The following is a 24,032-nucleotide window of genomic DNA, read 5'->3' as shown; positions in this document are numbered from 1 at the left end:
GGAATTTACCCGTGAAGCCGCCCGACGTAGCGATTCTTTTGTCTGCTATCGTTGAACGTCCAGAACGGTATCAGCAGTTGATCGTTCGTTCAATAGACGTTTTGGCGCTGCGGCACACTTTTGCCGCTCAGCCGATCCGGTCCAGGACATAGCGGCGGATATCCAGGTTCCAATCCTCCATGGGCGCGTAATAGCCATGGGTATGGATGCGCGAGCCCGTGCCCCGTTGCACGCTTTCGCAGATGGCCCAGTCCTGGCGGTTCACCAGGTCCCAGAAATCGACCGTGTCCTCCGGCGTGAAGTCCGGGCTGGCGATCTCCTCGGCGGCGAACAGAAAATGCACCACCACCTGCGTCCGGTCCGGCCCGCGGGGAAACAGCAGGAAGGCGGCCACATGCTCGCAGGCCAGGCTGATGAACAGGTTGGGATAGACCAGTTCGCCCTTGTGCCGGACCTGCTCGTCGGCATCCAGGCCGGGGAAGGGCGGACGGTTGGTGGTGCCGCTGGGCGTGAAGGTATAGGCCCCCTCCCGATGGGGGATACCGCGTGACCAGTCCAGTTCCGATCCGCCGCGCTCCCGGAAGGCGGGCACCACCTCGCACAGTTCCGGATGCACCCCGGCGCAGTGGTAGCATTCGTTATAATTCTCGGCCAGGATCTTCCAGTTGGCGGCCACGTCATAGGTGATGGTGCGGCCGATGCGCAGGTCCGACAAGGGATAGCGCTTCACCCTTTCCGGCATTTCCCCGAACTGTGCGGCAATGGGCATGGCCTCTGCCGGGGTCAGGTGGACGAAGACGAAGCCGCCCCAGACCGCCACGCCCACGGGATGGAGGGAGAAGTCGGCCTTGCGGAAATCCGTCCCCTCCTTCATATGCGGTGCGCCGATCAGGCGGCCATCCAGCCCATAGGCCCAGGAATGGTAGGGACAGCGGATCAGGCTGGCCGGTGCCCCGGCCGTTCCCGCCGTCCCGGCCGCCGTCTGGCATAGCTGCGCCCCGCGGTGGCGGCAGACATTGTAGAAGCCGCGGACCTGCCCGTCGGCCGCACGGGTCAGCAGGATGCTCTCTCCTGCGATATCGACCAGCAGGCGGCTGCCGGGTCCCGGCAATTGTTCCGCCCGTGCCGCACAGACCCATTCGCGCGCGAAGATGCGCTCCCGTTCCAGCGCCCAGACGGAAGGGTCATGGTAGTAGCGGGACGGCAGGCTTTTTTCCAGCGTCGCGGCGTCGGTTGCGGCCGGGGAGGGGGCGGGCGGGGGCAGGCTCATGGGGCGGGCCCTTTCGGCTGGTTGTTGGCGTCATCGGGTGTATGCCCGGCTGCTTGTTCCGGGGGGCCGGGGTCCAGCGGCCGGTGCGGCGACCATTGGAACACGGTGGGGGAGGTTTGCGGATAGATCACGGTTTCCTCGCGCAGCAGGCCGCGGCGGCGGCGGGCCAGGCGCCAGGCGACATAAAGGCCCAGCAGCAGGGAAAGCCCCAGGACATAGAGGAAGAACCCGTCGCCGCCGCCCGCATCCAGCGTTGCCGTGCCGACCAGGGGACCGGCCGTGCGCCCGCCGGCCCAGATCAGCAGCAGGTTGGACGACAGGGCCACATATTCCCCGGCCTGTGCCCGGTCATTGGTATGGGCCACGCCCACGGGATAGAAGGCATCCGACAGGCCGCCCAGGGCGGCGAACAGGATGCAGGCGATCCAGAAGGGCGTGGCCGGACCCACGCCCAGAAAGCCGATGGCGACCACCGCCATGGCCATCGCCATGCCCAGCATCAGGAAGCGCCGGTCGAACCGGTCCGACAGCGCCCCCACGGGCCATTGCAGGACCAGCCCGCCGATCTGCATCACGGCCATCAGGATAACGATATCCTGCTGCCCGAATCCCACCGTGGCGCCGTAGAGCGGGCCGATCCCGGCGAAGGTTCCGGCCACCAGGCCGGTATAGAGGCAGCACATGACGCCCACCGGCGACACGCGGAAGGCCCGCAGCCATTGCAGCCTGATGGGCGCCGGCACGGGCGGGCTTTCGACCTTCAGCGCCACGATGGGCACCAGCGACAGGGCATGGAACAGCGCGGCCAGGATCAGCAGCCGGCTGCCCGTGGGCGCCACGCCAATGGCGATCACCTGGCCCAGCCCCCAGCACAGCGACAGCAGGATGACATAGATGGTCAGCAGCCGTCCCCGCCAGGCCGGAAGCACCCGTTCGTTCAGCCAGCTTTCGGTGACGGTGGCCAGGGCCGCCGCGCTGCACCCGCCGACCACCTGCAGGGCGATGATCAGCACCAGCGGCAGGGGCCAGTCGAAGCCCAGCACGGCGGCGGCCGCCGCCGCGCAGAAGGCGGCACAGGCCCGCACATGGCCGACCAGCACGATCAGCCGTTCCGACAGCAGACAGCCCAGCAGGAACCCGCCGGAATAGCCCGTGACGGCCAACCCGACCGCCGCCGCCGAATGCCCCTCCGCCGCCAGCCGCAACGGCAGCAGCGTGTGGAACAGGCCCGAGCCCACGGCATAGAGCGCGCTGGCCAGCAAGGGCGGCGACAGATCGCGGATCGGCTGGGGGATGGCCATTGACGCTCCTTCCGGCCCTTTCATACCCGGATCGGGAAATCTTGACCCCGGTATCCGCGCCGAGTGGCGCGTATCATGCCAGCGGCCGAAAATCTTGACCGATGGTCAAGGTTTTCGGCACCTCAAGCGCCGGCGCCCACATGCCAACGGCTCGTGCGGCGTCGCCAAGCCAATGAATGTTGGCGCCGGCGATTGAGGGCAGTGCTCAGAACCAACAGGTTCTGAGCACTGCAAAATAGTATCAGATGTGCAGCACCTGCCGTCCGTCGCGGAAAATCCCGCCCCCGGGTCCTTTCGGGGCCCGGGGGCGGCAGGAAACCGCGTCCATCCTCACGCGGGAGTGGGGTCCTAGGCGGAATGGGGGATACGCCGGGCGTGCAGGTCGGCAAGGATCTCGCGCGCGGCATTGTGGCCCGGCGCCCCGGTGACGCCGCCGCCGGGATGCGTGCCGGCGCCGCAGAGGTAAAGACCCTTGATGGGGGTGCGGTAATCGGCATGGCCCAGCATGGGCCGCGCGGAGAAGATCTGGTTCAGGTCCAGCGCACCATGGAAGATGTCGCCGCCCAGCAGGCCGAAGGTGCGTTCCAGGTCCAGCGGGCTGTTGATCTGGCGGCCGATGATGGAGGCCTTGAAATTGGGGGCGTGGCGGTTGACCGTTTCGATCATCAGGTCCGCCACCTCCTCCCGGTGGTCGTCCCAGGACTTGCCGTCGGGCAGTTCCGGGCAGACATGCTGGCAGAACAGGCTGGCGACATGCTGTCCCGGCGGGGCCAGCGTGTCATCCATGGTCGACGGGATCAGCACCTCCACGATGGGGTTCCGCGACCAGCCATCGCGCTTGGCATCCATATGGGCCTTGTCCATGTAATCCAGGCTGGGGGCGATGATGATGCCGGCGGTGTGGTGTTCCGCCCGCACCTTGCCGGGCAGGGACGTGAAGCTGGGCAGTTCCGACAGGGCGACATTCATGCGGAAGGTGCCCGAGCCGCAGCGCCAGTTGGTGATCCGGTGATGGAATTCGGCCGGTTGCTCGTTGGCGGCCACCAGCCGGCCGAACAGCAGCTTGGGGTTGAGGTTGGAGACCACCAGTCGGCCGCGCACGGCCGTGCCCTTGGCGGTCACCGCCCCCACCGCACGGCCCTTCTCGATGATCACCTCCGTCACGGGGCTGTCGGTGACGATCTCCACGCCTGCCGCCATGGCCGACCGCGCCATGGCCTGCGTGATGGCGCCCATGCCGCCGATGGCATGGCCCCAGGCGCCCTTCTTGCCGTTCACCTCCCCGAACACATGGTGCAGCAGCACATAGGCGGAGCCCGGCGTATAGGGGCTGGCGAAATTGCCGACGATGCTGTCGAAGCCGAACAGGGCCTTGATAGGATCGCTTTCGAACCAGCGGTCCAGATAATGGCCGGCCGACATGGCGAACAGGTCCAGCAGCTCGCGCTGCAATTCCAGGTCAAGCTGGCGCATGCGCTGGCCCAGCTTCGCACCCTTGATCAGTTCCGGAATGGCGGCGAACAGGCCGCCGCGCACGACATTGGGCGGGGTCTGCAGAACGATGTCGCGCAGCACATCCGCGATGGCGCCGGTCTTCTCCTCGTAATCATGCAGCCGGTCGGCGTCGCGCCGGGAGAATTTCGCCACCTCGCGCCCGGTCAGGCCATTACCGCCGGCCTTGAGGTAGCGGCCATCATCCAGCGGCAGGAAATTGGCGATTTCCCGCTCCACCACCTTCAGGCCGTGGGCATGCAGGTCCAGGTCGCGGATGACCTTGGGGTTCAGCAGCGACACGGTATAGGCGGCCACGGAATTGCGGAAGCCGGGAACGAATTCCTCCGTCACGGCGGCCCCGCCGACGACAGAACGCTGTTCCAGCACGGTGACCTTCAGGCCGGCCTTGGCCAGATATGTTGCGCAGACCAGGCCGTTATGGCCACCCCCGATGATCACGACATCGCGCATGAACCCTGCTCCTGTTCGCCGGCTGCGCCGGGCTTCTGATTGTCTGGTAATGAGGTGCTTCGGTCCGGTACAGGATATGCCTGTACATCCTCACTTCATCGGGACGGCCCGCCGGCCCTTCCAGCCGGGGGCCGGCGCCTGCATCAGCCGGCTTTCCGGGATCAGCGAGCGGATGCGGCGGGCGAAGGATCGCAGGGAAACCTCGTTCCGGCCCAGCGGCCCCGTGGCATAGGCGCGGCCCCCCATGCCCTGCTGCACCCGCTCGATCAGGGCCTTGTCCTCGATGTTGACCTGTCGGTTGATGCGCCAGTTGGCATAGCGCACGGCCTTCATCTCCCGCCGTTCGTCCGGATGGACATAGGCGATTTCCCGGATCACCGATTCCGTGGGGGAGGTGGGGATCCACTGCATGAAATCGATCTGGTCGGGATAGATGTCGAATGCCTGGTTCGGCCAGAGCTTGAAATAGGTCCAGAGTCGCTGGCGTTCCGCCGGCAGGTGCAGGACCTGCGGCAGGTATTTCTGGTAGAAGCGTTCCGACAGGTTGCGGGACGGCGGATCGATCAGATGGCCCCACATCTTGTCCACCCATTCCTGCGATTCCAGGCCATAGCCGAAGCCGAACAGGCGGGTCAGGCCCGGATGGGCGACCGTGATATGCAGGCTGTCGGAATAATTGTCGCCGACATTCTTCCAGTTCACCGCCCGCGGCCGCATCGTGACGCGGCCCAGCGGCACCAGTTCCTCCAGCCGGTAGGGTGCGATCTCATGCTCATACGGGGCCATCATCTCGGCCACGCCGGGGCCGCCATCATCCTCCAGCCGGATGAAGATGAAGCCGTGGTAGATTTCGAACGCCACCGGCATCATCGGATAATCCGCCAGTTGGAAATCGGGGAATTCCGACCGGTGGGGCACGCCGATCAGGCGGCCTTCGGTATTGTAGCTCCAGGCATGGTAGGGGCAGGTGATGCGGCGGCCGCAATTGCCGCTGTCGCCATCCAGCAGGCGCGCCGCGCGATGGCGGCAGACATTGTGGAAGGCGCGCACGGTCCCGTCGCCCCCCCGCAGCACCACCACGCTTTCACCCAGGAAGTTGAAGGTGTGGTAGTCGCCCACGGCGGGAATGTCGTTCAGGTGGCAGACCACCTGCCAGGCCCGGCGGAAGATCACCTCCCGCTCCACCTCCAGGAAATCGGCGTCGCGATAAATCCAGCCGGGCAGGCTGAACGCATCATCGGCATCGGCGCCCTGGGTCGTCTGGTTGTCGCTGCGGGTCCGGATCGCGTCAGCCATGGGGCCGCCTCCAGGCTATGAGGGGGAAGGGGAGCGATCGTTCATCGCTCTTGTTGAACATTCGTACAAGAATGGTTGCGGCCTGTCAATGGCCAAGCGTGGCGATGGCCGGGCCAGGTGTGGATGTCGGCCCGCGGCGTCTTTGCGCGCGACAAGCCGGGCGGGCGCGCTATAAATGGGTCGGTCGTTCAACAAGGAGTTCAGGGATGCCGCCGCCGACCCGCAAATTCTCCCGCATCCAGCCGGAACTGCGCCGGGAGCATCTGGTGGAGGCCACGCTGCGCTGTCTGGCCGAACATGGCCATGCCGGTGTGTCGGTGCGCAAGATCGCGGCGGCGGCCGATGTCTCCATTGGCCTGATCAACCATTATTATCCCAGCGTGGACCAGTTGATCAGCCATGCCTATGAGAAACTGTCCGGCGGGATCGCGGCCAGCCTGCTGGAGGCGTCGGAAAGCGGGGCCGGTCCGCGGGAAAGCCTGAGCCGCTTCATCCAGGAAAGCTTCGGGCCGGGTGTGATGGACCCGGACATGCTGGGCGTGTGGATCGTGTTCTGGAGCCTGGTCCGCCATTCCGACGACATGCGCGCCGTGCAGCAGCGCACCTACAGCCAGTATCGCCATGTGCTGGAGCGCCATCTGGGCGCGCTGGCCCGTGAACGCGGCCTGCCGCCCATGAATGTGCAGGCGGCGGCCACGGCGTTGAACGCCATGCTGGACGGGCTGTGGCTGACCTGGTGCCTCAACCCCGCCAATTTCAGTGTGGAGGAGGGGGTGGCCATGTGCGAGGGCTGGGTGGATGCCTTCGCCGCGGGCGCCTTCGCGCGGCTGGCGCAATAGCGCCTTGATCAATGATATCGCAATAGCGCCTTGAACAGGATGTCTGGGTCGCGTCTTCACACGGGGGGCGCGGTAACGCCATCGCCACCCAGGGCCACCCGCGCCCAGGCACGATAGGCGGCGTCGGCCTGATCCCGGCCCATGGCAGGGGTGAATTCCGCCTCGTACCGGGCGAAGCGGGGCAGGTCGGTGGGGGTCAGCACGCCCGCACCCAGCCCGGCGGCGATGGCGGCACCATAGGCCGTCGCCTCCCGCACCTTGTGCCGGCGCACGGGGCGGCCCAGCGCGTCGGCCTGCATCCGCATCAGCGCGTCGCTGGCGGCCACCCCGCCATCGACGGGGAAATGGTCGGGCACCGTCAGGCCCGGCGTGGCGGCGATGGTGTCCGCCACCTCCTTGAACCGGAAGGCGATGCCCTGCAGCGCGGCGCGCGCCACATGCGCCCGTCCGCCCCCGGCATCCAGGCCCGCGATCAGGGCGCGTTCATGGAAGCGTCCGTGCGGGGCCCCCAGCCCCTGCAGCGACGGGCGGACCACGATGCCGCGCGTGTCGGGAACAGATGCCGCGGCATCCGACAGGGCGGCGGCATCGGCGAACATCCCCATTTCCCCGCACAGCCAGGTGATGAAGGCGCCACAGGTGATGACCATGCCTTCCACGCACCAGGACACCTCGCCCCCCACGCGGGCCAGGGCCTGGATGGGCACGGTGCGATGCGGGCTGACGGCCCGCGCGCCCGCGGAGGCCATGACGACGCCCGAGGTGCCGTAGGTCGCCTTCCAGGTTCCCGCCGCCAGCCCGCCATGGGCCAGCATGCCGGCCTGCTGGTCGGCAAGGACGGCGGTGATGGGCACCGGCGCGCCCAGGACCCCGGCATCGCCCGTGCCCAGCGGCCCCCAACTGTCGGCGATGGCGGGGAACATCCCGCCATCGAGCCCCTGATGGGCGATGAGCGCGCGGTTCCAGGCGGCGCGGTCGGGATAGTCGATATAGCCCGACAGCCAGGCCGACCCGACATCGGTGACATGGGCCCCCCCGCCCGACAGGCGGTGGATCAGGTAGCTGTCCAGCGTGCCCCAGCACAGGTCCCCGCGCGCCATGCGGGCCTGCGCTTCGGGCACCATCTCCAACGCCGCCTCCAGCTTGGCCGCCGGCACCTGCGGCCAGAGCGTAAAGCCGGCCGCGCGCAGCTGCTTGTAGCGCGCCATGCCGCGCAGGTCGCTCCAGACCAGCACCGGGGCCAGCGGCCGGCCGCTGGCCCGGTCCCACACCAGGGTGCTGGAACGCTGTGTCGTCACGCCGATGGCGGCCACGTCGCGCATGGAACGCCCCGCCTGCTCCAGGGCCCGGCCGATGACGGACAGGCAGATGGACCAGACCTGTTCCCCATCCTGTTCGACCCGCCCCGGTGCCGGGAAGTGCGATGCGATGGGCTGCTTGACGGTGGCCAGCACCGCTCCTGCCGGGTCGACCAGCAGGGCGCGGGCACCGGTCGTGCCGCAATCAAGGGCCAGCAGCAGTTCAGGCATCGGGGATGAGGTTCCCCTGGTTCATGATGCCGTTGGGATCGATGGCCACCTTGACGCGGCGCAGCAGGTCGATGCCGGCCGTGCCCAGGTCATGGGCCAGATAGGGCTTGCGCAGCCGGCCGGCGCCATGGTGATGGGCCACGCCGCCGCCATGGCGGGCCGTCGCCTCCATGATGCGCCGCCAGCATTCGAAATAGGCCGGTTCCATGCGCGCTGTATCCTCGAACGTGGCGGCAAAGGAGAAATAGAGATTAATCCCGGACCGGTAGACATGGGAACTGTGGGCAGAGGCGTTGATGACCCCGTCGACCTTGTTCAGGTCGGCGATCACGTCGCGGTAGATGGCGCCGATCTGCGTCCAGGTGCCGGAGATTTCGGCCGTATCGGCTACATAGCCGCGTTCGAACATGTCGCGCCAGGTGGGGACATGGTTGCGGCGCTGCAGCCATTGCTCGGCCGCGGCGGGATCGCCGGCCTCCAGCCCCGCATCACGGGCGATGGCGGCGACGGCCGGCACTTCCGCGGCCACCCGCTCCGCCGGGCCTTCATGCACCAGCAGCAGCATGGCCTTGCCGTCCCGCTGGAAATCCTTGAACAGGCGGCGCACCTCCCGCCCGTCATACTGGCGCATCACGGGGGGCTTCCAGTCGGCCTGGATGATGCGGCGCTGCGCCTCGAAGCCGGCGTCCATGTCCGCAGCATAGAATATGGCGCATTGCCGGGCCGGTGCCGCGCGGCGAAGCGACAGGGTGACGCCCGTGATCACGCCCAGGGTGCCTTCCGCCCCCATCAGCAGATGGCGCAGGTCCGGTCCGGCCGCGGCGCGCGGCGCCTTGCCCAGCGTGACGATGTCGCCATTGGGCAGCACGGCCTCGATGGAATGGATCATGTCCTCGATATTGCCATAGGCGGTGGAGAACTGGCCCGATGCGCGGGTGGACACCCAGCCACCGACGCTGCTGATGGCGATGGATTGCGGCCAATGGCCGATGGTCAGCCCCCGGGCGGCCACCGCCTCTTCCGCCGCCATGCCGTTCATGCCGGCATCGAAGCCGGCCAGCAGGTTCGTCTCGTCGATGAAGCGGACGCCGGCCATGGCACCCATATCCAGCAGGATGCTGTCGCCCGCCGGTTCGATCCCGCCGCAGACGCCGGACCCCAGGCCGAAGGGGATGAGGGGGAGGCGGTGTTCATTGGCGAACAGCACCACCTGGCGCACGTCCGATACGTCGGCCGGGCGGACCACGATGCCGGGGGCCGGTATCGCCTGCCCGCGCCAGTCGCGCAGATGCTTCACACACCATTGATCGTAGCGGCGGGCGCGCACGCTGTCGGCGTCGCCCAGAACCTTTTCGCGGCCGATCCGTTCGGCCAGGGCCGTCATGATGTTCATCCTTCAGATCCCCCCTGCGCCGGGTCCAGTGCCCGGCGGCTGTTCCTGTCCAATTGCAGGCAATGGTCAATTTCGGCCCGGCGGCGGTCCGCGTTCCAGCCCAGCAGGGCACCCATGGTATCGGCCGCCGGGGCCAGCGCCTCGCGCCCGGCCCCCCGGTCGAACCAGGCACGCGCGCTGCGCCGGACCCAGTAATCCTCCAGCGTCGCCGCCCCTTCATGGCGCACGGCGTGGGCCGCCTCCGACGCCACGCCACCGCCGCCGGCGCGGATGGCGGCGGCTTCGGTGCCATAAAGCCGGTCCAGCCGGTCATCGCCGCCGATGGCGCGGTCCCCGCCGGGCAGGGGCTGGTCGGCCGTGGCGCAGGCGGGCACGCGCCGGTCCAGTCGCCCGGCCACGGCATCGACGATGCGGGCCGCCATGGCGCGGTAGGCTGACAGCTTGCCGCCGGCGATGGCGATGACACCGCTGGGGCCCGTCCACATCTCGTCCTTGCGCGACACCTCGGTCGCCTTCTTGCCAGCCTCCCCGATCAGGGGGCGGATGCCGGCCCACAGCGATACGATGTCGGCATCGCGCAGCCGCGGCACGTCCAGCGCCGTTTCCGTCGCGCGCAGCAGATAGTCGATATCGCTGCGCCCGATCTCCGGCCAGTAATCCACGCCGGGATGGAACTGGTCCGTGGTGCCCAGATAGGTGAAGTCCCCGCGCGGCACGGCGAAGATGTTGCGCTTGTCCGGCGCCCGCAGGATCAGTGTGGACTCCACGGGCAGGCGCGCGCGGGGCAGAACCAGATGGATGCCTTTGGAGATGGCGAGCCGGGGGCTGCCATCTCCCGCCGCCAGCGCCCGGATCCCATCCACCCAGGGACCGGCGGCGTTCACGATGGTGCGCGCCCGCAGATGCGCGCCCCTGTTGTCCTCGCCCGCCAGGGTGGAGCGCACCAGCAGGCCTGTGGCCCGGCCGCCTTCCTCCACCAGCCGTTCGACGCGGGCATGGTTCAGCACCACGGCCCCGGCCGCCGCGGCGGAACGGACATTGGCCAGCGTCAGGCGGGCGTCGTCGGTCAGAAATTCCGGATAGGCCACGGCCCCGTTCAGCCGGTCACGGCGCAGCAGCGGCTCCCGCCGGGCCAGTTCGGTCAGGTTCCAGACCTCATGCCCCTCCGCGGCGGGCACGGCGCCCAGCTTCTCGAAACTCCACAGCGCCGCCCGCAGCTTGGCCTGCATGGCCAGCGAGGTGGTGGGGATGACGAAGGGCGTCAGCCGGGCCAGATGCGGCGCGATACGGCGCAGCACCTGGCGTTCCGACGCGCTTTCGCGTACCAGCGCCACATCGCCCTGGGCCAGATAGCGCAGGCCGCCATGGATCATCTTGGACGACCGGCTGCTGGTGCCGGCGGCGTAATCCTGTGCCTCGACCAGGGCGACCGACAGGCCGCGCAGGGCCGCGTCGCGGGCGATGCCGGCCCCCGTGATGCCCGCCCCGATGATGGCAAGATCGAAAACCTCGCCTTCCAGCCGGGCGAAGCAGGCGGCGCGGTCACCGGCGTTCAGGCTCGCCCCCATCTTCCCGTTCCCTTCCCTGACATACGAAATCTTGGCGTCGTCAGACCGTATGGGAATTGCCGCTTCTATGGTGATGCGTTCTGGGAAAGAACTGGTGCAGCCTGTTCGTCCCGGCGGATCGCAAGGGCCGTCCAGAGGGCGCCGGCGGCATCCACCAGACCGAACAGGATCAGCAGAGCCGGGGCCAGCCCGGCCAGCACCAGGCCCGCGAAACCGGCCAGGACGATCAGGCGGGTGACGATGCTGATCCGCTGGAAGGCGGCACCATCGGCCCCGGCATGATAGTAGAGCCCCAGATTGAAGACGATGATCCCCAGCACGCGGATCCAGGGTTCCTGCGTCGGTGCCAGTCCCAGCGTGGTGAGCAGCAGGTTGGGCAGCAGCAGCAGCACCAGACCGCTGACGCCCAGATAGAGCGCGAACAGGCGCAGCGAGCGGGCGGCACGGGTCATGGGTGCGCTCTCCGTCACGGTTGGGCGGGTGGTCGCGGAGGCAGGCGGGCGATCCCGGCGGCCAGCGCCGCCACCCAAAGCATCAGGCCCAGATGTAGCCCGATGATGCGGGCATCCGGTGCCAGCAGGCCCGGTACGCGCGTCAGGGCCGCACCCACCATGCCCGCCATCGACAGGCCCAGCCACAGCCGGGCCTGTCCCGGCCGCCCCGCCATCAGCCGTACCGTGGCGGCCAGGATGAACAGGCTGGCCAGCGGCCCGACCAGGGCCTTCTGTCCGGCCAGCGCCAGGGCGGCGACCATCAGGATGGCGACCCCGGTCACCAGTGGCCAGCGCCGTGGGTTGGGCAGCATGAACAGTGCTGCGGCCACGGTGGCGAAACCCAGCAGGGCGTAAAGGTCCGACGCCCCCTGATGCAGGCTGACCAGCCAGGGGGCCTGAACCCCGCCGAACCGCGCGGCCCCGGCGGCCGACGGCACGGCCAGGGCGGCTATGGCCAGCGCCAGCAGCCGCACGGGCCCCGGCGCGGGCCCCGCCCGACCTGTCAGGGTCCAGGCCGCCCACAGGCAGGCCAGGGCCAGCAGCGCATCACTGGCTGCCAGCAGCATCGGCCACCTCCTCCCCCAGCAGGCGCGCAGGCGCTGGCGGGGCGGTGGCCGGGGCGGGCAGGCCGGGCGTGCCCGCCTGATCGGGATGGCGGCGCAGATAGGCGGCCTTGATCCGGTCGGTATCGTCGCGGCTGCCATCATGGCTCCAGCCCGGCGGGCCGAACAGGTACATGAAACGGTCCCGCAGGCGCAGCCCCCGCCGGGCCTGGTCCTTGAAGATGCCGACATATTCATGCACGGCGATGCGCAGCGGGTTGAAGGTGCCCAGGTCATGCACCAGCCCGTACTTCACGGGCTCGCGGTCCAGTTCAGGCACGAAGGTGCCAAACAGCTTGTCCCAGACGATCAGCGTGCCGGCATAGTTGGCATCCAGATAGCGGGGATTGGACCCGTGATGCACGCGATGGTGCGAGGGCGTGTTCATCACCGCCTCGAACCAGCGCGGCATGCGGCCGATGGATTCGGTATGCACCCAGAACTGGTACAGCAGGTTGAGCGACGATACGAAGATCAGGATGGCCGGGTGGAAACCCAGGAAGGCCAGCGGCAGCTTCAGCACGAACATCCCCGTCACCGCACTGGTCCAGGGCTGGCGCAGGGCGGTGGCGAAGTTGAAATGCTGGCTGGAATGATGGACCACATGCGAGGCCCAGAGCCAGCGGATGCGGTGCATGAAGCGGTGCGCCCAGTAATAGCGCATGTCGTCGATCAGGAAGCAGGCGGCGACGACCCAGACGGAGGTGCCCAGATCGAACAGCCGGTGGCCATAGGCCCAGAACATGGCGGCGGAGATGGCACCCCCGATCGCCAGGCCGGACAGAAGCCCCGTGATGACATAGCCCAACCCCATGGTCAGGCTGGCCGCGCTGTCGCGCGTTTCGTAATGCGCCCGCACCAGATGCAGGCGCATCAGCACCAGTTCCAGCACCAGCAGCAGCAGATAGAGCGGGCTGGCCAGGGTGGCGACGTCGGGAAAGCTCAGATTGTCGGGCATCAAATCCCCCGCGGGTGAGGTCAGGGTTTGAAACTGTCCAGGCGCTGGCGCCATTGCGCGGCCGTCGCGGCGTCGGCAAAGGCCAGCCGGAAGGCGGGCGTCGTGAAATCGGCAAGCCGCAGGGTCAGGACACTGTCGCGGATGGCCCAGCCCGCGATATCGGCCGGATGGAGGCGGCGCGCCACCCAGAACTGCCCCATGGGCAGCAGCAACCCCAGCCGGTCCCGCATATCCAGATCCAGCAGGGCCGATCCGCCATCAGCCGACAAGGTGGCGCCCGTCGCCTTCTCATCCGGCATCAGGTCGGCGAACTGCCGCATGGCTGTCGCAGTGTCGGGCAGGCGCGGGCTGTCGCTTCGCCCCAGCCAATGATGCAATGCCGTGATGAAAAGGATGGAGGCAGCACTGCCTGCAATCAGATAAAGAAGTGTCATGGGGTTTCGCCCTTTCAGACCGGAGGGATCATAAGGCGGCGGACTGCGAACCGCTTCTTGCCAAAATCTCATCAATTCATTCCTGATGCGTAGGTCCGCAGCCATGGCCGTCCCTGTATGGTGGCCGCGCCGGTAATCGATGCGCGATTGTCATGATGCGCGGTGGGCATTGCGTGGTGATCGGGCGTGATCAGCGCAAACGGGTACGGGGGGATCATGAACATGCGTACCGGGGAACCCGTGGAAGAGACCGCGCCACCCGACCTGGAAGGGCTGCTGGCCGCCCAGCGCCGTGCCGTGCTGGCGGCCAATCCCCCCGACCTGGCGGCCCGCCGGCAATCCCTGGATGCCCTGGCCGGTCTGGTTCGCACCCATCGGGAGGCGATGATCGCCGCCGTCAGCGCCGATTTCGGCAACCGCGCGCGCCAGGAAACCGAACTGGGCGAGCTTCTGCCGCTGATGAACGGCATCCGGCATGTGCGCCGCCATCTGAAATCCTGGATGCGGCCCGAGCGGCGGCGGCCGGGGCTGGCCTTCCGCCCGGCGTCGGCGCGGGTGGAATATCAGCCGCTGGGCGTGGTGGGCATCCTGTCGCCCTGGAACTATCCGCTGTTCCTGACGCTGGGGCCGCTGGTGGATGCGCTGGCAGCCGGCAACCGGGTGATGATCAAGCCATCCGAACTGGCCCCGCGCACGGCGGAACTGCTGGAACGGCTGCTGGCCGGGCTGTTCGCGCCCGACCAGGTGGCCGTGGTGCGTGGGGGTGCCGGGGTGGCGCAGGCCTTTTCCCGGCTGGCCTTCGACCATCTGATCTTCACGGGGTCGACGGGTGTCGGGCGGGCCGTGATGCAGGCGGCGGCCCCCAACCTGACGCCCGTCACCCTGGAACTGGGCGGCAAGTCGCCCGTGCTGCTGCTGCCGGGCCAGGACCCCGACCGCGCGGCGCGCACCATCGCCATGGGCAAGTTCTTCAATGCCGGCCAGACCTGCGTGGCGCCCGATTACGTGCTGGTCCCGCGCGCGCAGATGGCGGGTTTCGCCGCGGCCATGTTGCGCTGTGCGGAGCGCATGTATCCCGCCATCACGGGTAATCCCGACTATACCAGCATCATCACGGGCCGCCATTACGCGCGGCTGGTCTCGCTGGTGGAAGGGGCCGTTGCGGCCGGGGCCGGGGTACGGCGCCATGCCGATCCCGGTGACGCGGGCCGCCGGCTGTTCCCGCCCACGCTGCTGATCGACCCGCCGGCCGACAGTGCCGTGATGGGGGAGGAGATATTCGGCCCCATCCTGCCGCTGGTCCCCTATGACCGGGTGGAGGACGCCGTGCGCTTCGTCAATGAACGGCCCAAGCCGCTGGCGCTCTATTGCTATGGCCGGGACGAGAGGCAGGTGGCTGAGGTGCTGGACCGCACGCGGTCGGGCGGGGTGACGGTGAACGCCACCATGCTGCATGTGGGGCAGGAGGACCTGCCCTTCGGCGGCGTGGGCGAGAGCGGCATGGGAGCCTATCACGGGCGCGAGGGATTCCGCCAATTGTCGCATGCGCGGGCCGTGCTGCGCATGGGGCGCTTCAACGCCTCGCACATGGTGGCGGCCCCCTATGGCCGGCTTGTGCGGCTGGTCACGCGGCTGTTCATCGGGGGTGGATCATGAACCTGCGCCGCCTGCAGCATTTCGAGGCACTGTACCGCCTGCAAAGCTTCGCGCGCGCGGCCGACGAGCTGGCCATCACCCAGTCGGCCCTGTCGCGCAGTCTCCAGAAGCTGGAAGAGGAGCTGGGGGCCGTGCTGTTCGACCGCACGACCCACTATGTGCGGCCCACCGATGCCGGCGACCGGCTGATCCGGCCCGTTCAGGACGTGCTGGCCGCCGCCGGCAACCTGGACGCCGCCGCGCACCAGCTGGGCCGGCCGGGATCGGGCACGGTGCGGGTGGGTGTCGGACCCTATCCGCTGCAGCCCCTGCTGACCCGTGCCATCGGCCGGTTCGGGGCGGCGCATGCGGGCGTGCGGGTCACGGTCACGTCGGGTACGTCCGACGTGCTTCTGCAGGGGCTGGTGGACCGGTCGCTGGACCTGGTGGTCTGCGACATCAGCAAGTTCGACGGGTCCGCCTATGCTGACGAGGTGGTGGTGACGGCCCTGCCGCGCGAGCCGCTGATGATCATCGCGGCCACGGCCCACCCGCTGCCCGGCGGGCGGGACCGCAAGGCCGCCATCGTGGAGCGCCCCTGGGCCCTGCCGCGTCCGGCACCGGGCAGCGAACACCGCTTCGCCCCGGCCATCCGGGCCCGCATCGCCCAGCGCAGCTTTCCCGACTATGAACTGGACAGCACGCTGGCCTGCCTGGAGGTGGTGCGCCAGGGGCCGGCCATCACGGTGGTGCCGCGTTCGCTGGCGCTGGGCGCCTGCCGCGACGGCGACCTGACCGCCTATCCCATGGGCAGCGGGGAGCAGACGAATGACGGCATCCACCTGCTGCGCAACCGCAGCCAGAGTGCCGCCGTCACGGCCTTCGTGAAGGTGCTGCGGGATACCGCGCAAGGACTGGCGGCCGGGACGGCATAGGCTTGCGGGCCGCCGCCGGGAATGCAGGTCCGGGCGCGCAGGCCGCCTATGCCGCCCGTTCCCGGCGCTTTTCGGCCAGCATGTGCGACAGCAGCGCGCGCAGGGCGCCGGGGCGCACGGGCTTGTAGATGATGCGGCAGTTGGCGGCGGCCACACTGTCTTTCACCCCGTCGCTGCGGTCGGCCGTGATCACGGCGGCAGGCAGCGACGGGAAACGGGTACGGATCAGCGTCAGCGATTCCAGGCCGCTCAACCCATGGTCCAGGTGGAAATCGGTCAGCACGATGTCGGGCACCCGGTCGCCCAGCGCCGACAGGGCGGCCGCCCCCGTCTGGCCCCATACCACCTCGCAAGACCAGCCGGACAGAAGGGCGATGGTTGCCTGGGCGATGGCGGGCTCGTTCTCCACGCACAAGACCAGCGTGCCTTCCAGGCCCGCGACGCTGGCGCCGGCTGTCTGGCGCTGCGGCAGCGCGGCGCGGGTGGCCAGCGGCACCTCCACCGAAAAGCAGCTTCCCCTGCCCACGGTGGAGCGCAGGCCGACACGATGCTCCAGGATGGCCGCGAACCGTTCCACGATGGAAAGCCCCAGGCCCAGCCCCTTGTCGCGGTCCCCCGGCCCGTTGCCCAACTGCCGGAATTCCTGGAAGATCTCGCGCTGCTTCTCCTCCGGGATGCCGGGGCCGGTGTCCCAGACCTCCACCCGCACCGCGCCGGGCAGACGCCGGCAGCCGACCAGGATACGCCCCCGCGGCGTGTAGCGCAGGGCGTTTGCCAGCAGGTTCTGCACGATGCGCCGCAACAGCACGGCGTCGGTGTCCACATTGGCCCGGCAGGGCACCCAGCGCAGGTCCAGCCCGTGGCGCTTGGCCACCACGGCCAGTTCGTCGGTCAGCGGGCGCAACACGTCGTCGATGGATACGGGCGTGCGGTTGGGCTTCACCACGCCCGTATCCAGCTTGGTGATGTCCAGCAGGTCGCCCAGCAAATGTTCCACCGACCGCAGGGCCGCGTCGGCCTGGTTGACCAGCGCGTCCGGCCCCCGGTCCAGGGCGGCGGAGATGAACAGCCGCGCGGCATGCAGGGGTTGCAGCAGATCATGGCTGACAGCGGCCAGCAGGCGCGTCTTGGCCTGGTTGGCGCGATCGGCCTCCGACTTGGCGGCGGCCAGATCGACCGTCCGTTCCGCGATGCCGCGTTCCAGCCCTTCATTGGCGGCGCGCAAAGCCTCGGCTGCGCGGTGGCGCTCCGTCACGTCGGTATAGACGGCGACGAACCCGCCGTCGGGCAGGGGGTTGGATGTGATTTCCAGCACCGATCCGTCCGGCCGCGTGCGGTGGAAACTGTCGGGCATCTCGCGCCGCCGGGGGTCCAGCCGGCGGGCGAACAGGGTTTCGACCTCCCCCTCCTCGCCGAACTCCCCCCGGCCCTGGAGATAGGCCACAAGCTCGCCCATGGGGGTGCCGACCTTGATCATGGCCTCGGTCACGTCCAGCATCTCCAGGAAGCGGCGGTTCCACAGGCGCAGGCGGAAATCCTTGTCCACGGCGCAGATGCCCTTGCCCACATTCTCCAGCGTGGAACGCAGCAGCACATGCTGGTCCAGGATGGCGCGCGACGCCTCGTCAATGATCAGCCGGGCGTCGGAACGCGACAGGTGGCGGTCCGACAGCAGGCTGGCCACCACGACGCGGGCCGATGCCGAGCCGATGGCACCGGCCAGCAGCCACTCTGTGGCGCGGATCGCCTCGTCATCGATACGTTCCAGCAGCCCTTCCTCGAAACGTTCCACATCCGGCGCGCGCGCCTGGACCAGGTCGCGGAAGACCGCGTCGGCGCGGGCCGCGCCGACATAGCGGGCGGCCAGCCCGTGCAGGTCGGCCAGCGCCGCACCGCGCGACGGGGACGGGCCGTCGCGCGCGTCGTGGCGCATGGACACGAAACGCCGGGCCTGCTGCTTTTCCAGTTCCGACTGTCCCGTGATGCCGGAGACGAGCGCGATCATGAACAGGTTCAGCCCCAGGCTGATCACGGCGCCATGGGCCAGCGTGTCGACATCGTGGATGCCGCCCAGGCCCGCCGGCGCCAGCCAGCCCAGCCCGAACAGCCCCCGGTCCATCATGTCACCGGGGATCAGCCCGGCCACGGCGAAGGACGGAATCAGCACCGTGTACATCCAGGCGCCGAAACCCGTGACCAGCCCGGTGATGGCCCCCGCCTTCGTGACCCGCCGGAAGAACAGGCCCATCAGCAGGGCAGGCGCGAACTGTGCCACGCCGGCAAACGACACGGTGCCGATCGTGGCCAGCGGAAAGGTGGTGCCGATCATCAGATAATAGAGATAGGCCATGCCCAGCAGGGCCACGACGGCCAGCCGCCGCACGGTCAGCAGCATCGGCTTGGGATCGTCGTGCCAGCGGCGCATGGCCGCGGGCCAGCCCATCAGCATGGGAACGATCAGGTCGTTGCAGACCATGGTGGACAGGGCCACGGCGCCGACGATGATCATGCTGGTCGCCGCCGACAGGCCACCGATGAAGGCCAGCACGGCCATCCAGTCATGCCCAAGGCTGAGCGGCACCGTCACCAGGAACGTGTCGGCATTCACGCTGCCATCGGGAAACATCATCAGCCCGGCCAGCGCCACGGGCAGCACGAAGATGTTGATGGCCACCAGATAGAGCGGGAACAGCCAGCTTGCCGTGCGGATGTCGCCGACATGGGTGTTCTCCACCACCGTCACATGAAATTGCCGCGGCAGGCACAGGATGGCCAGCGCCGCCAGCAGCGTCATGGCCCACCAGCCGAACCCCAGGTTCGGGGTCAGCAGCCCGGCCAGGTCGGGCTGCTCCATGGCGCGCCGGAAAACGCCGGCCGGACCGTCGGCCACGGCATAGACGATGACGCCGCCGACCATGAAGGCCGCCGCCAGCTTCACGATGCTTTCTGAGGAGATGGCCATCATCAGGCCGCGATGATGCTCGTTCGCATGGATGTTGCGCACGCCGAACAGGATGGCGAAAAGTGCCATGGCGCAGGTGATGAGAAAGGTCGTCTCCCCCGGGATCGCCATCATGCGGTTGGCGAAGGGATCGCCGGCCAGCGCCTCCAGGCTGATCGTGATGGCCTTGAGCTGCAAGGCGAAATAGGGCAGCACGACGGTCACGGCCATGACGGTGATCAGGGCCGCCAGCGCCCGGCTCTTGCCATAGCGGGCGGAGATGAAGTCGGAGATGGAGACGACATTCTCCGCCTTGGCGACGCGCACCATCTTCACCAGGATGGGACTGCCCAGGGAGAAGATCAGGATCGGGCCGACATAGATGGGCAGGAAATCCCAGCCGCTGGCCGCCGCCCGCCCGATGGCGCCATAGAAGGTCCAGGACGTGCAATAGACGGCCAGCGACATGGCATAGAGCAGTGGCGCGCGGCGTTCCTGGACCTCCGGCTGGCGCGCGGCATAACGGTCGCCCCACCAGGCGATGGCGAACAGGGTCGCCAGATAGCTCAACGCCAATCCCAGAACCGGCCAGCTCGACATGCCTGAACCCCTGAACCTGAACCCTTGAACCTCAATCAAGGGCCATGGAGCATGACCCTCTGCACGCCCACGGGTCGTGCGCCCATGGCCGGGACGGGATAGTCTACGCGCTGGCGGGTGGCGCGTCATGTAGCCGGTGGTCGGGGGCGCCGCCCACCGGCCTACCAGGCGCGGAAGGCCAGGATATACATCAGGGTGGTGTTGATGAGCAGCATGGGCAGGGCGGTGGGGATCTGGACCTTGATCACGCCGTTGCGGTCGGGCAGTTCCAGCAGCACGGCCGGCACGATGTTGAAATTGGCGGCCATGGGGGTCATCAGGGTCCCGCAGAAGCCGCACAGCATGCCGATGGCCCCCATCACGGCCGGGTCACCGCCGAACCGGCCGACGATTAGCGGCAGGCCGATGGCGGCCGTCATGACGGGAAAGGCCGCGAACGCATTGCCCATGACGATGGTGAACAGCGCCATGCCCAGGCAATAGGCCAGCGTGGCGGCCAGCGGCGTGGTCAGCGGCAGCCATTCGCCGACCAGCGTGCCCACGGCCTGACCCACCCCGCCCAGCGCGAAGACGGCCCCGAGCGAGGCCAGCATCTGCGGCAGGATGGCGGCCCAGCCCACGGCGTCCAGCAGCCGCCGGCCTTCCTGCAGCGGCACGGCGGGGGCCGGGCGCAGCCAGGCCAGGCACAGGCCCAGCGCCAGCAGCACCTCCAGCGTCAGGGACACGAGCGTAGCGTGGCGGCTTTCCACCAGGGCCACGCCGCCGATGGTCAGATGCTTGAAGACCAGGGTGCCGGCCAGCACCGTGGCCGGGATGACCAGCGCCGGAAGCAGCAGCTTCGCCCCGCGCCGCTGGGCGCGTTCCCGGCGTTCTGCCGGTCCCGTCGTCGCCACGCCGCCGCGTCCCAGGCCGGCGGCGCCGACGGCCACCATGGCCAGGACCAGCAGCCCGTTGCCGAAATCGCCCAGCGCATCACCGGCCAGGAAGGACAGGGCCAGCCCGCCCCAGAACAGGCCGTTCAGCCAGCGACGGGGGTTGTCCCGGTCGCGCAGGCCAAGCAGGGCGCAGGCGGCGAAGAACAGTCCGCCCACGATGTAAATTTCATGCAGCCCGATCATGCGCGGATCCCTGCCACACCCAGGCGCCGGTCCAGCATGCGCAGCCGCACGGCATGCACACCCAGCGCCGCGATGGCCGTCGGGATGGCCCAGAGCGAAAGCTGCAAAGGTTCGACCATCACGCCGTTCTGTTCGAGAAAGCCCTTGATCAGCAGGATGGAAGCGATGGCCAGGAAGATATCCTCGCCGAAGAACAGTGCGATATTGTCAGCCGCCGCGCTGTGGGCGCGGATCAGATGGCGGGTGTCGGCGTCCAGCGGGCCGCGCCGTGCCTCCGTCGCCGCCTCCGCCATGGGGGCCAGCAGGGGGCGGACCGTTTGCGGATGCCCGCCGACGGAGGTCAGGCCCACGGCCGCCAGCGCCTGCCGGGCCATGAAATAGCCCAGCAGCAGCCGGCCCGGCGTGGCACCCTTCACCCGTGTGATCAGGCCGCGCGCCAGTTCCTGCAGGCCTTCCCGTTCCAGCAGCCCGATCACGGGCAGCACGATCCAGACCAGGCTGACATAGCGGTTGTCATTGAAAGCCCGGCCCAGGGCCGATATGAGGCTGACCGGGTCCATGCCCGCCGTCAGCCCCGTGACGATGGCCGCCGCCGCAATCACCAGCAGGGGGTTGAGCCGCAGGATGAACCCCAGAACCACGACGCCGACGCCCAGCAGCACCCACATGGCGCCCCCCCACCTTGTTGGACAAGCGCGCAAGGGTGCCTGCGGCCGGTCTGAAATGCCAGCGGGTTCAGGGGGAGGGGGCAAGGGACGCCGGTTTGCCGGTCAGGCCCCGGCGGCGGGCAGGATTTCCACCAGCCTGTCGGCCGGCCGGCACAGGCGCACGCCCAGCGGTGTTTCCACGATGGGGCGGTTGATCAGGACGGGATGGGCCAGCATGGCGTCGATCAGCGCCTCATCGGAAACCGCCGGATCATCCAGCCCCAGTTCGCCATATATGGATTGTTTCTGGCGGATCGCCTCGCGCATGGTCAGACCGGCCGCGGCGATCAGCCGGACCAGGGTAGCGCGGTCGGGCGGCGTCTTCAGATATTCGATGATCGTCGGCTCCACCCCGCTGTTGCGGATCATGGCCAGCGTGGTGCGCGACGTGCCGCAGGCCGGATTGTGATAGATCGTGACCTTGGTCATGGGGGCTTCCTGCTGCCGGAGGATGTGTTTCCTTATACCCTCGCATGAATGCCAGAGCCGGCGGCGCAACAGAAGTGCTGCGGGGGAATGCCTGAAAAAGGGGCGGATGCCGGTCCGCCGGCCCTTGACCGGAAGGGGTGGGCATCCCAGATGCCCCGACATTGCGTCTTTTGGCCCGCTATGCCGGCGCGTCGGCATCCGGGCTGGTCATGAAGGGGCCGTCATGGGCGAAGATTTATCGGTATGGACCGATCCCGCCTGGCAGGCCTACAGGGACCAGCATTGGCGCCTGCGCCGCCGGCTGGAGCGCACGGCACGGCTGCTTGACAGTGTAGTGCGCCTGCCCGTGCTAGGCTGGCGCGTGGGGCTGGATGCGCCCCTGAACCTGATCCCCGGCGTGGGCCTGGTCACCACCACGGGTCTTTCGACCTGGCTGATCCTGGAGGCTGCGCGGCTGGGGGCCACGCGGGGCCTGTGTGCCCGCATGGCCGGCAATGTGCTGATCGATGCCGCCATCAGCGCCGTACCCGTCGTCGGCTGGCTGGGCGACATGTTCTTCCGGGCCAATGACCGCAATGTGAAGCTGCTGTCCGGCCACCTGGATGCCGGCCACCCGTTCCGGCGTCCGCAGAGGGGACCCGGCGGCGTGGTCGACGGAACGGCTGAACGGCTGTGATCCAGGCGACCCCCCATCCCGCAAGGGCCGGCGTCAGGCCCTTCCACTGACGGAAGGCCGGCCGGAAGGCCCGATGGTCGTGCCCCCATCGGCATGACCATCGGACGGCCGCCGGGAAGGGTGTCTCACAGGCCGCCTTCAACCCGGCCTGCTTTCCCCGCGGCCGTCCACCCCAGCCCCTGATCCTGTCAAACGCCGATAATGCATATCAAGCGATCAAATCGTGCGCGATATAATATGTTGCGAACGATTAGATCGTGTGCGATGTTCTCCTCACGACAACGGCACCCTCCAATGGCCCGCCGGGCCCGGGGCGCCCCCTTGCGAAGAGGAGTGATGATCATGAAGGTTCTCTATACCGCGACGGCCACGGCCACCGGTGGGCGCGACGGCCGGGCCGTCTCCGATGACGGGCTGCTGGATGTGGCGCTGGCGGCGCCCAAGGCGCTGGGCGGGGCCGGTGGCGCCACCAATCCCGAGCAGCTTTTCGCCGCCGGCTATGCCGCCTGTTTCATCGGCGCGCTGAAATTCGTGGGTGGCCGCGACAAGATCGCCGTGCCGGCCACCGTCTCCGTGACCAGCAATGTCGGCATCGGTCCGCGGGATGATGGCGAGGGGTTCGGTCTGACCGTCACGCTGAATGTCAGCCTGCCGGGCCTGGATCGGGCCGCGGCGGAGGACCTGACGGCCCGTGCCCACAAGGTCTGCCCCTACAGCCACGCCACGAAGGGCAATATCACGGTCGACACGGTGATCGTGTGATAGGGGGGGACCGGCACCTGTCAGCGGCGGAACTTGTCGGACAGCACCAGGGAGGACATGGTGCGTTCCACGCCCGCAAGCTGGCCGAGCTGGTCCAGCACCCGGTCGATCTCCTGCACCGACTGCGCCGCGACCACGGCCATCATGTCATAGGTGCCGCTGATGGCCGACAGGCTTTCCACCTCTGCGATGCGCTTCACCTCTGACACGATGCGGGCCAGCATCTTGGGGTTGGTGGACAGCAGCACATAGGCCCGGATCGTCCGGCTGCTGCCGGGGTCCTGACGCAGGGTATAGCCCTGGATGATGCCCAGCCGTTCCAGCCGGGCGATGCGCGCCTGGACCGACGACCTTGCCAGCCCCAGCTTGCGGGCCAGCGAGGCCGCCGGTTCGCGCGCATTTGCCTTCAGCAGGGAAAGCAGCGCCGTATCGATGGCATCCTGCTGGGCGTCGGCGGCATCCATGGGCGGGGTCCTGGCTGGGGGTGTCTTATCAGGTCTCGTTATCAAATCGCGCGGGTCGTATCACCAGCGTTTCCTGTTCTCACCAACCGTCATACCGGCCTTCGCCGGGATGAGTG

General features: G+C 68.4%; 21 protein-coding genes. 5 read left to right on the top strand and 16 right to left on the bottom strand.

The window, feature by feature from the left end:
• Positions 1-127: 127 nt before the first annotated feature.
• From ACM9LZ_RS06955 to ACM9LZ_RS06940, 4 genes are all read right to left on the bottom strand, one after another.
• Positions 128-1,270, bottom strand: a complete 1,143-nt coding sequence (locus ACM9LZ_RS06955) for an aromatic ring-hydroxylating oxygenase subunit alpha (protein ID WP_416618629.1) — start codon at positions 1,268-1,270, stop codon at positions 128-130.
• On the bottom strand, positions 1,267-2,571 hold the full coding sequence (locus ACM9LZ_RS06950) for an MFS transporter (protein ID WP_416618628.1): 1,305 nt from the start codon (positions 2,569-2,571) through the stop codon (positions 1,267-1,269). Before ACM9LZ_RS06950 ends, ACM9LZ_RS06955 begins: the two co-directional genes overlap by 4 nt.
• A gap of 348 nt (positions 2,572-2,919) precedes the next feature.
• The gene (locus tag ACM9LZ_RS06945; protein WP_416618627.1) at positions 2,920-4,536 is read right to left on the bottom strand and encodes a phytoene desaturase family protein; all 1,617 of its coding nucleotides are present in this window, start codon (positions 4,534-4,536) and stop codon (positions 2,920-2,922) included.
• Between the two features lie 90 nt (positions 4,537-4,626).
• Complete coding sequence (locus tag ACM9LZ_RS06940) at positions 4,627-5,832, bottom strand: aromatic ring-hydroxylating oxygenase subunit alpha (RefSeq protein WP_416618626.1); 1,206 nt, start codon at positions 5,830-5,832, stop codon at positions 4,627-4,629.
• 206 nt (positions 5,833-6,038) lie between these two features.
• Here ACM9LZ_RS06940 and ACM9LZ_RS06935 point away from each other — a divergent pair, with 206 nt between their 5' ends.
• Positions 6,039-6,671 (top strand): TetR/AcrR family transcriptional regulator, encoded by a 633-nt coding sequence (locus tag ACM9LZ_RS06935; protein WP_416618625.1) that lies wholly within the window; start codon positions 6,039-6,041, stop codon positions 6,669-6,671.
• Positions 6,672-6,727: 56 nt separating this feature from the next.
• On the opposite strand, the gene ACM9LZ_RS06930 is transcribed toward ACM9LZ_RS06935, so the two are convergent.
• From ACM9LZ_RS06930 to ACM9LZ_RS06900, 7 genes are all read right to left on the bottom strand, one after another.
• Positions 6,728-8,200 carry an FGGY family carbohydrate kinase gene (locus tag ACM9LZ_RS06930; RefSeq protein WP_416618624.1) on the bottom strand — a complete coding sequence of 491 codons (1,473 nt, stop codon included), beginning with the start codon at positions 8,198-8,200 and terminating at the stop codon, positions 6,728-6,730.
• On the bottom strand, positions 8,193-9,593 hold the full coding sequence (locus ACM9LZ_RS06925) for an FAD-binding oxidoreductase (protein WP_416618623.1): 1,401 nt from the start codon (positions 9,591-9,593) through the stop codon (positions 8,193-8,195). The genes ACM9LZ_RS06930 and ACM9LZ_RS06925 overlap by 8 nt, the downstream gene beginning before the upstream one ends.
• Positions 9,590-11,161 carry a glycerol-3-phosphate dehydrogenase/oxidase gene (locus ACM9LZ_RS06920; protein ID WP_416618622.1) on the bottom strand — a complete coding sequence of 524 codons (1,572 nt, stop codon included), beginning with the start codon at positions 11,159-11,161 and terminating at the stop codon, positions 9,590-9,592. The genes ACM9LZ_RS06925 and ACM9LZ_RS06920 overlap by 4 nt, the downstream gene beginning before the upstream one ends.
• Positions 11,162-11,226: 65 nt before the next feature.
• Positions 11,227-11,613, bottom strand: a complete 387-nt coding sequence (locus ACM9LZ_RS06915; protein ID WP_416618621.1) for a hypothetical protein — start codon at positions 11,611-11,613, stop codon at positions 11,227-11,229.
• Between the two features lie 14 nt (positions 11,614-11,627).
• Entirely contained in the window at positions 11,628-12,221 is a 594-nt protein-coding gene (locus ACM9LZ_RS06910; protein ID WP_416618620.1) for a hypothetical protein, read from the bottom strand.
• Positions 12,202-13,215 carry a sterol desaturase family protein gene (locus ACM9LZ_RS06905; RefSeq protein ID WP_416618619.1) on the bottom strand — a complete coding sequence of 338 codons (1,014 nt, stop codon included), beginning with the start codon at positions 13,213-13,215 and terminating at the stop codon, positions 12,202-12,204. Before ACM9LZ_RS06905 ends, ACM9LZ_RS06910 begins: the two co-directional genes overlap by 20 nt.
• Positions 13,216-13,235: 20 nt before the next feature.
• Positions 13,236-13,649, bottom strand: a complete 414-nt coding sequence (locus ACM9LZ_RS06900; RefSeq protein WP_416618618.1) for a hypothetical protein — start codon at positions 13,647-13,649, stop codon at positions 13,236-13,238.
• A gap of 216 nt (positions 13,650-13,865) precedes the next feature.
• Between ACM9LZ_RS06900 and ACM9LZ_RS06895 the strand changes: the two genes are divergently transcribed.
• A complete protein-coding gene (locus tag ACM9LZ_RS06895; protein ID WP_416618617.1) occupies positions 13,866-15,305 on the top strand; it encodes a coniferyl aldehyde dehydrogenase in 1,440 nt (479 codons plus the stop codon).
• The gene (locus tag ACM9LZ_RS06890) at positions 15,302-16,219 is read left to right on the top strand and encodes a LysR family transcriptional regulator (RefSeq protein ID WP_416618616.1); all 918 of its coding nucleotides are present in this window, start codon (positions 15,302-15,304) and stop codon (positions 16,217-16,219) included. Before ACM9LZ_RS06895 ends, ACM9LZ_RS06890 begins: the two co-directional genes overlap by 4 nt.
• Before the next feature lie 46 nt (positions 16,220-16,265).
• Here ACM9LZ_RS06890 and ACM9LZ_RS06885 read toward each other — a convergent pair whose 3' ends face one another.
• The 4 genes from ACM9LZ_RS06885 to arsC all read right to left on the bottom strand — a co-directional run bounded on the left by ACM9LZ_RS06885 (position 16,266) and on the right by arsC (position 22,014).
• A complete protein-coding gene (locus tag ACM9LZ_RS06885) occupies positions 16,266-19,760 on the bottom strand; it encodes a hybrid sensor histidine kinase/response regulator (protein ID WP_416618615.1) in 3,495 nt (1,164 codons plus the stop codon).
• Positions 19,761-19,921: 161 nt separating this feature from the next.
• On the bottom strand, positions 19,922-20,878 hold the full coding sequence (locus ACM9LZ_RS06880) for a DUF979 domain-containing protein (protein WP_416618614.1): 957 nt from the start codon (positions 20,876-20,878) through the stop codon (positions 19,922-19,924).
• On the bottom strand, positions 20,875-21,546 hold the full coding sequence (locus ACM9LZ_RS06875; protein ID WP_416618613.1) for a DUF969 domain-containing protein: 672 nt from the start codon (positions 21,544-21,546) through the stop codon (positions 20,875-20,877). The genes ACM9LZ_RS06880 and ACM9LZ_RS06875 overlap by 4 nt, the downstream gene beginning before the upstream one ends.
• Positions 21,547-21,648: 102 nt before the next feature.
• On the bottom strand, positions 21,649-22,014 hold the full coding sequence (arsC, locus tag ACM9LZ_RS06870) for an arsenate reductase (glutaredoxin) (protein ID WP_416618612.1): 366 nt from the start codon (positions 22,012-22,014) through the stop codon (positions 21,649-21,651).
• A gap of 223 nt (positions 22,015-22,237) precedes the next feature.
• On the opposite strand from arsC, the gene ACM9LZ_RS06865 reads away from it, so the two are divergent.
• Entirely contained in the window at positions 22,238-22,690 is a 453-nt protein-coding gene (locus ACM9LZ_RS06865) for a DUF4112 domain-containing protein (RefSeq protein WP_416618611.1), read from the top strand.
• A gap of 342 nt (positions 22,691-23,032) precedes the next feature.
• The gene (locus tag ACM9LZ_RS06860) at positions 23,033-23,452 is read left to right on the top strand and encodes an organic hydroperoxide resistance protein (protein WP_416618818.1); all 420 of its coding nucleotides are present in this window, start codon (positions 23,033-23,035) and stop codon (positions 23,450-23,452) included.
• A 20-nt stretch (positions 23,453-23,472) separates the two neighbouring features.
• Here ACM9LZ_RS06860 and ACM9LZ_RS06855 read toward each other — a convergent pair whose 3' ends face one another.
• Positions 23,473-23,916, bottom strand: coding sequence for an Lrp/AsnC family transcriptional regulator (locus ACM9LZ_RS06855; RefSeq protein WP_416618610.1), 444 nt, complete (start codon positions 23,914-23,916; stop codon positions 23,473-23,475).
• Positions 23,917-24,032: the final 116 nt, after the last annotated feature.

The organism is Niveispirillum fermenti, assembly GCF_048066175.1.
Classification (GTDB): Bacteria; Pseudomonadota; Alphaproteobacteria; order Azospirillales; family Azospirillaceae; genus Niveispirillum; species Niveispirillum fermenti.
This window is presented reverse-complemented; position numbering and strand designations above follow the sequence as displayed.

Bases quoted from the DNA above. Each gene is read 5' to 3' on its own strand.
- ACM9LZ_RS06880 (WP_416618614.1), bottom strand. From the start codon at position 20,878: ATGATCGGGCTGCATGAAATTTACATCGTGGGCGGACTGTTCTTCGCC.
- ACM9LZ_RS06905 (WP_416618619.1), bottom strand. From the start codon at position 13,215: ATGCCCGACAATCTGAGCTTTCCCGACGTCGCCACCCTGGCCAGCCCG.
- ACM9LZ_RS06890 (WP_416618616.1), top strand. From the start codon at position 15,302: ATGAACCTGCGCCGCCTGCAGCATTTCGAGGCACTGTACCGCCTGCAA.
- ACM9LZ_RS06955 (WP_416618629.1), bottom strand. From the start codon at position 1,270: ATGAGCCTGCCCCCGCCCGCCCCCTCCCCGGCCGCAACCGACGCCGCG.
- ACM9LZ_RS06900 (WP_416618618.1), bottom strand. From the start codon at position 13,649: ATGACACTTCTTTATCTGATTGCAGGCAGTGCTGCCTCCATCCTTTTC.
- ACM9LZ_RS06855 (WP_416618610.1), bottom strand. From the start codon at position 23,916: ATGGATGCCGCCGACGCCCAGCAGGATGCCATCGATACGGCGCTGCTT.
- ACM9LZ_RS06910 (WP_416618620.1), bottom strand. From the start codon at position 12,221: ATGCTGCTGGCAGCCAGTGATGCGCTGCTGGCCCTGGCCTGCCTGTGG.
- ACM9LZ_RS06935 (WP_416618625.1), top strand. From the start codon at position 6,039: ATGCCGCCGCCGACCCGCAAATTCTCCCGCATCCAGCCGGAACTGCGC.
- ACM9LZ_RS06930 (WP_416618624.1), bottom strand. From the start codon at position 8,200: ATGCCTGAACTGCTGCTGGCCCTTGATTGCGGCACGACCGGTGCCCGC.
- ACM9LZ_RS06860 (WP_416618818.1), top strand. From the start codon at position 23,033: ATGAAGGTTCTCTATACCGCGACGGCCACGGCCACCGGTGGGCGCGAC.
- ACM9LZ_RS06915 (WP_416618621.1), bottom strand. From the start codon at position 11,613: ATGACCCGTGCCGCCCGCTCGCTGCGCCTGTTCGCGCTCTATCTGGGC.
- arsC (WP_416618612.1), bottom strand. From the start codon at position 22,014: ATGACCAAGGTCACGATCTATCACAATCCGGCCTGCGGCACGTCGCGC.
- ACM9LZ_RS06895 (WP_416618617.1), top strand. From the start codon at position 13,866: ATGAACATGCGTACCGGGGAACCCGTGGAAGAGACCGCGCCACCCGAC.
- ACM9LZ_RS06925 (WP_416618623.1), bottom strand. From the start codon at position 9,593: ATGAACATCATGACGGCCCTGGCCGAACGGATCGGCCGCGAAAAGGTT.
- ACM9LZ_RS06865 (WP_416618611.1), top strand. From the start codon at position 22,238: ATGGGCGAAGATTTATCGGTATGGACCGATCCCGCCTGGCAGGCCTAC.
- ACM9LZ_RS06920 (WP_416618622.1), bottom strand. From the start codon at position 11,161: ATGGGGGCGAGCCTGAACGCCGGTGACCGCGCCGCCTGCTTCGCCCGG.
- ACM9LZ_RS06875 (WP_416618613.1), bottom strand. From the start codon at position 21,546: ATGTGGGTGCTGCTGGGCGTCGGCGTCGTGGTTCTGGGGTTCATCCTG.
- ACM9LZ_RS06950 (WP_416618628.1), bottom strand. From the start codon at position 2,571: ATGGCCATCCCCCAGCCGATCCGCGATCTGTCGCCGCCCTTGCTGGCC.
- ACM9LZ_RS06940 (WP_416618626.1), bottom strand. From the start codon at position 5,832: ATGGCTGACGCGATCCGGACCCGCAGCGACAACCAGACGACCCAGGGC.
- ACM9LZ_RS06885 (WP_416618615.1), bottom strand. From the start codon at position 19,760: ATGTCGAGCTGGCCGGTTCTGGGATTGGCGTTGAGCTATCTGGCGACC.
- ACM9LZ_RS06945 (WP_416618627.1), bottom strand. From the start codon at position 4,536: ATGCGCGATGTCGTGATCATCGGGGGTGGCCATAACGGCCTGGTCTGC.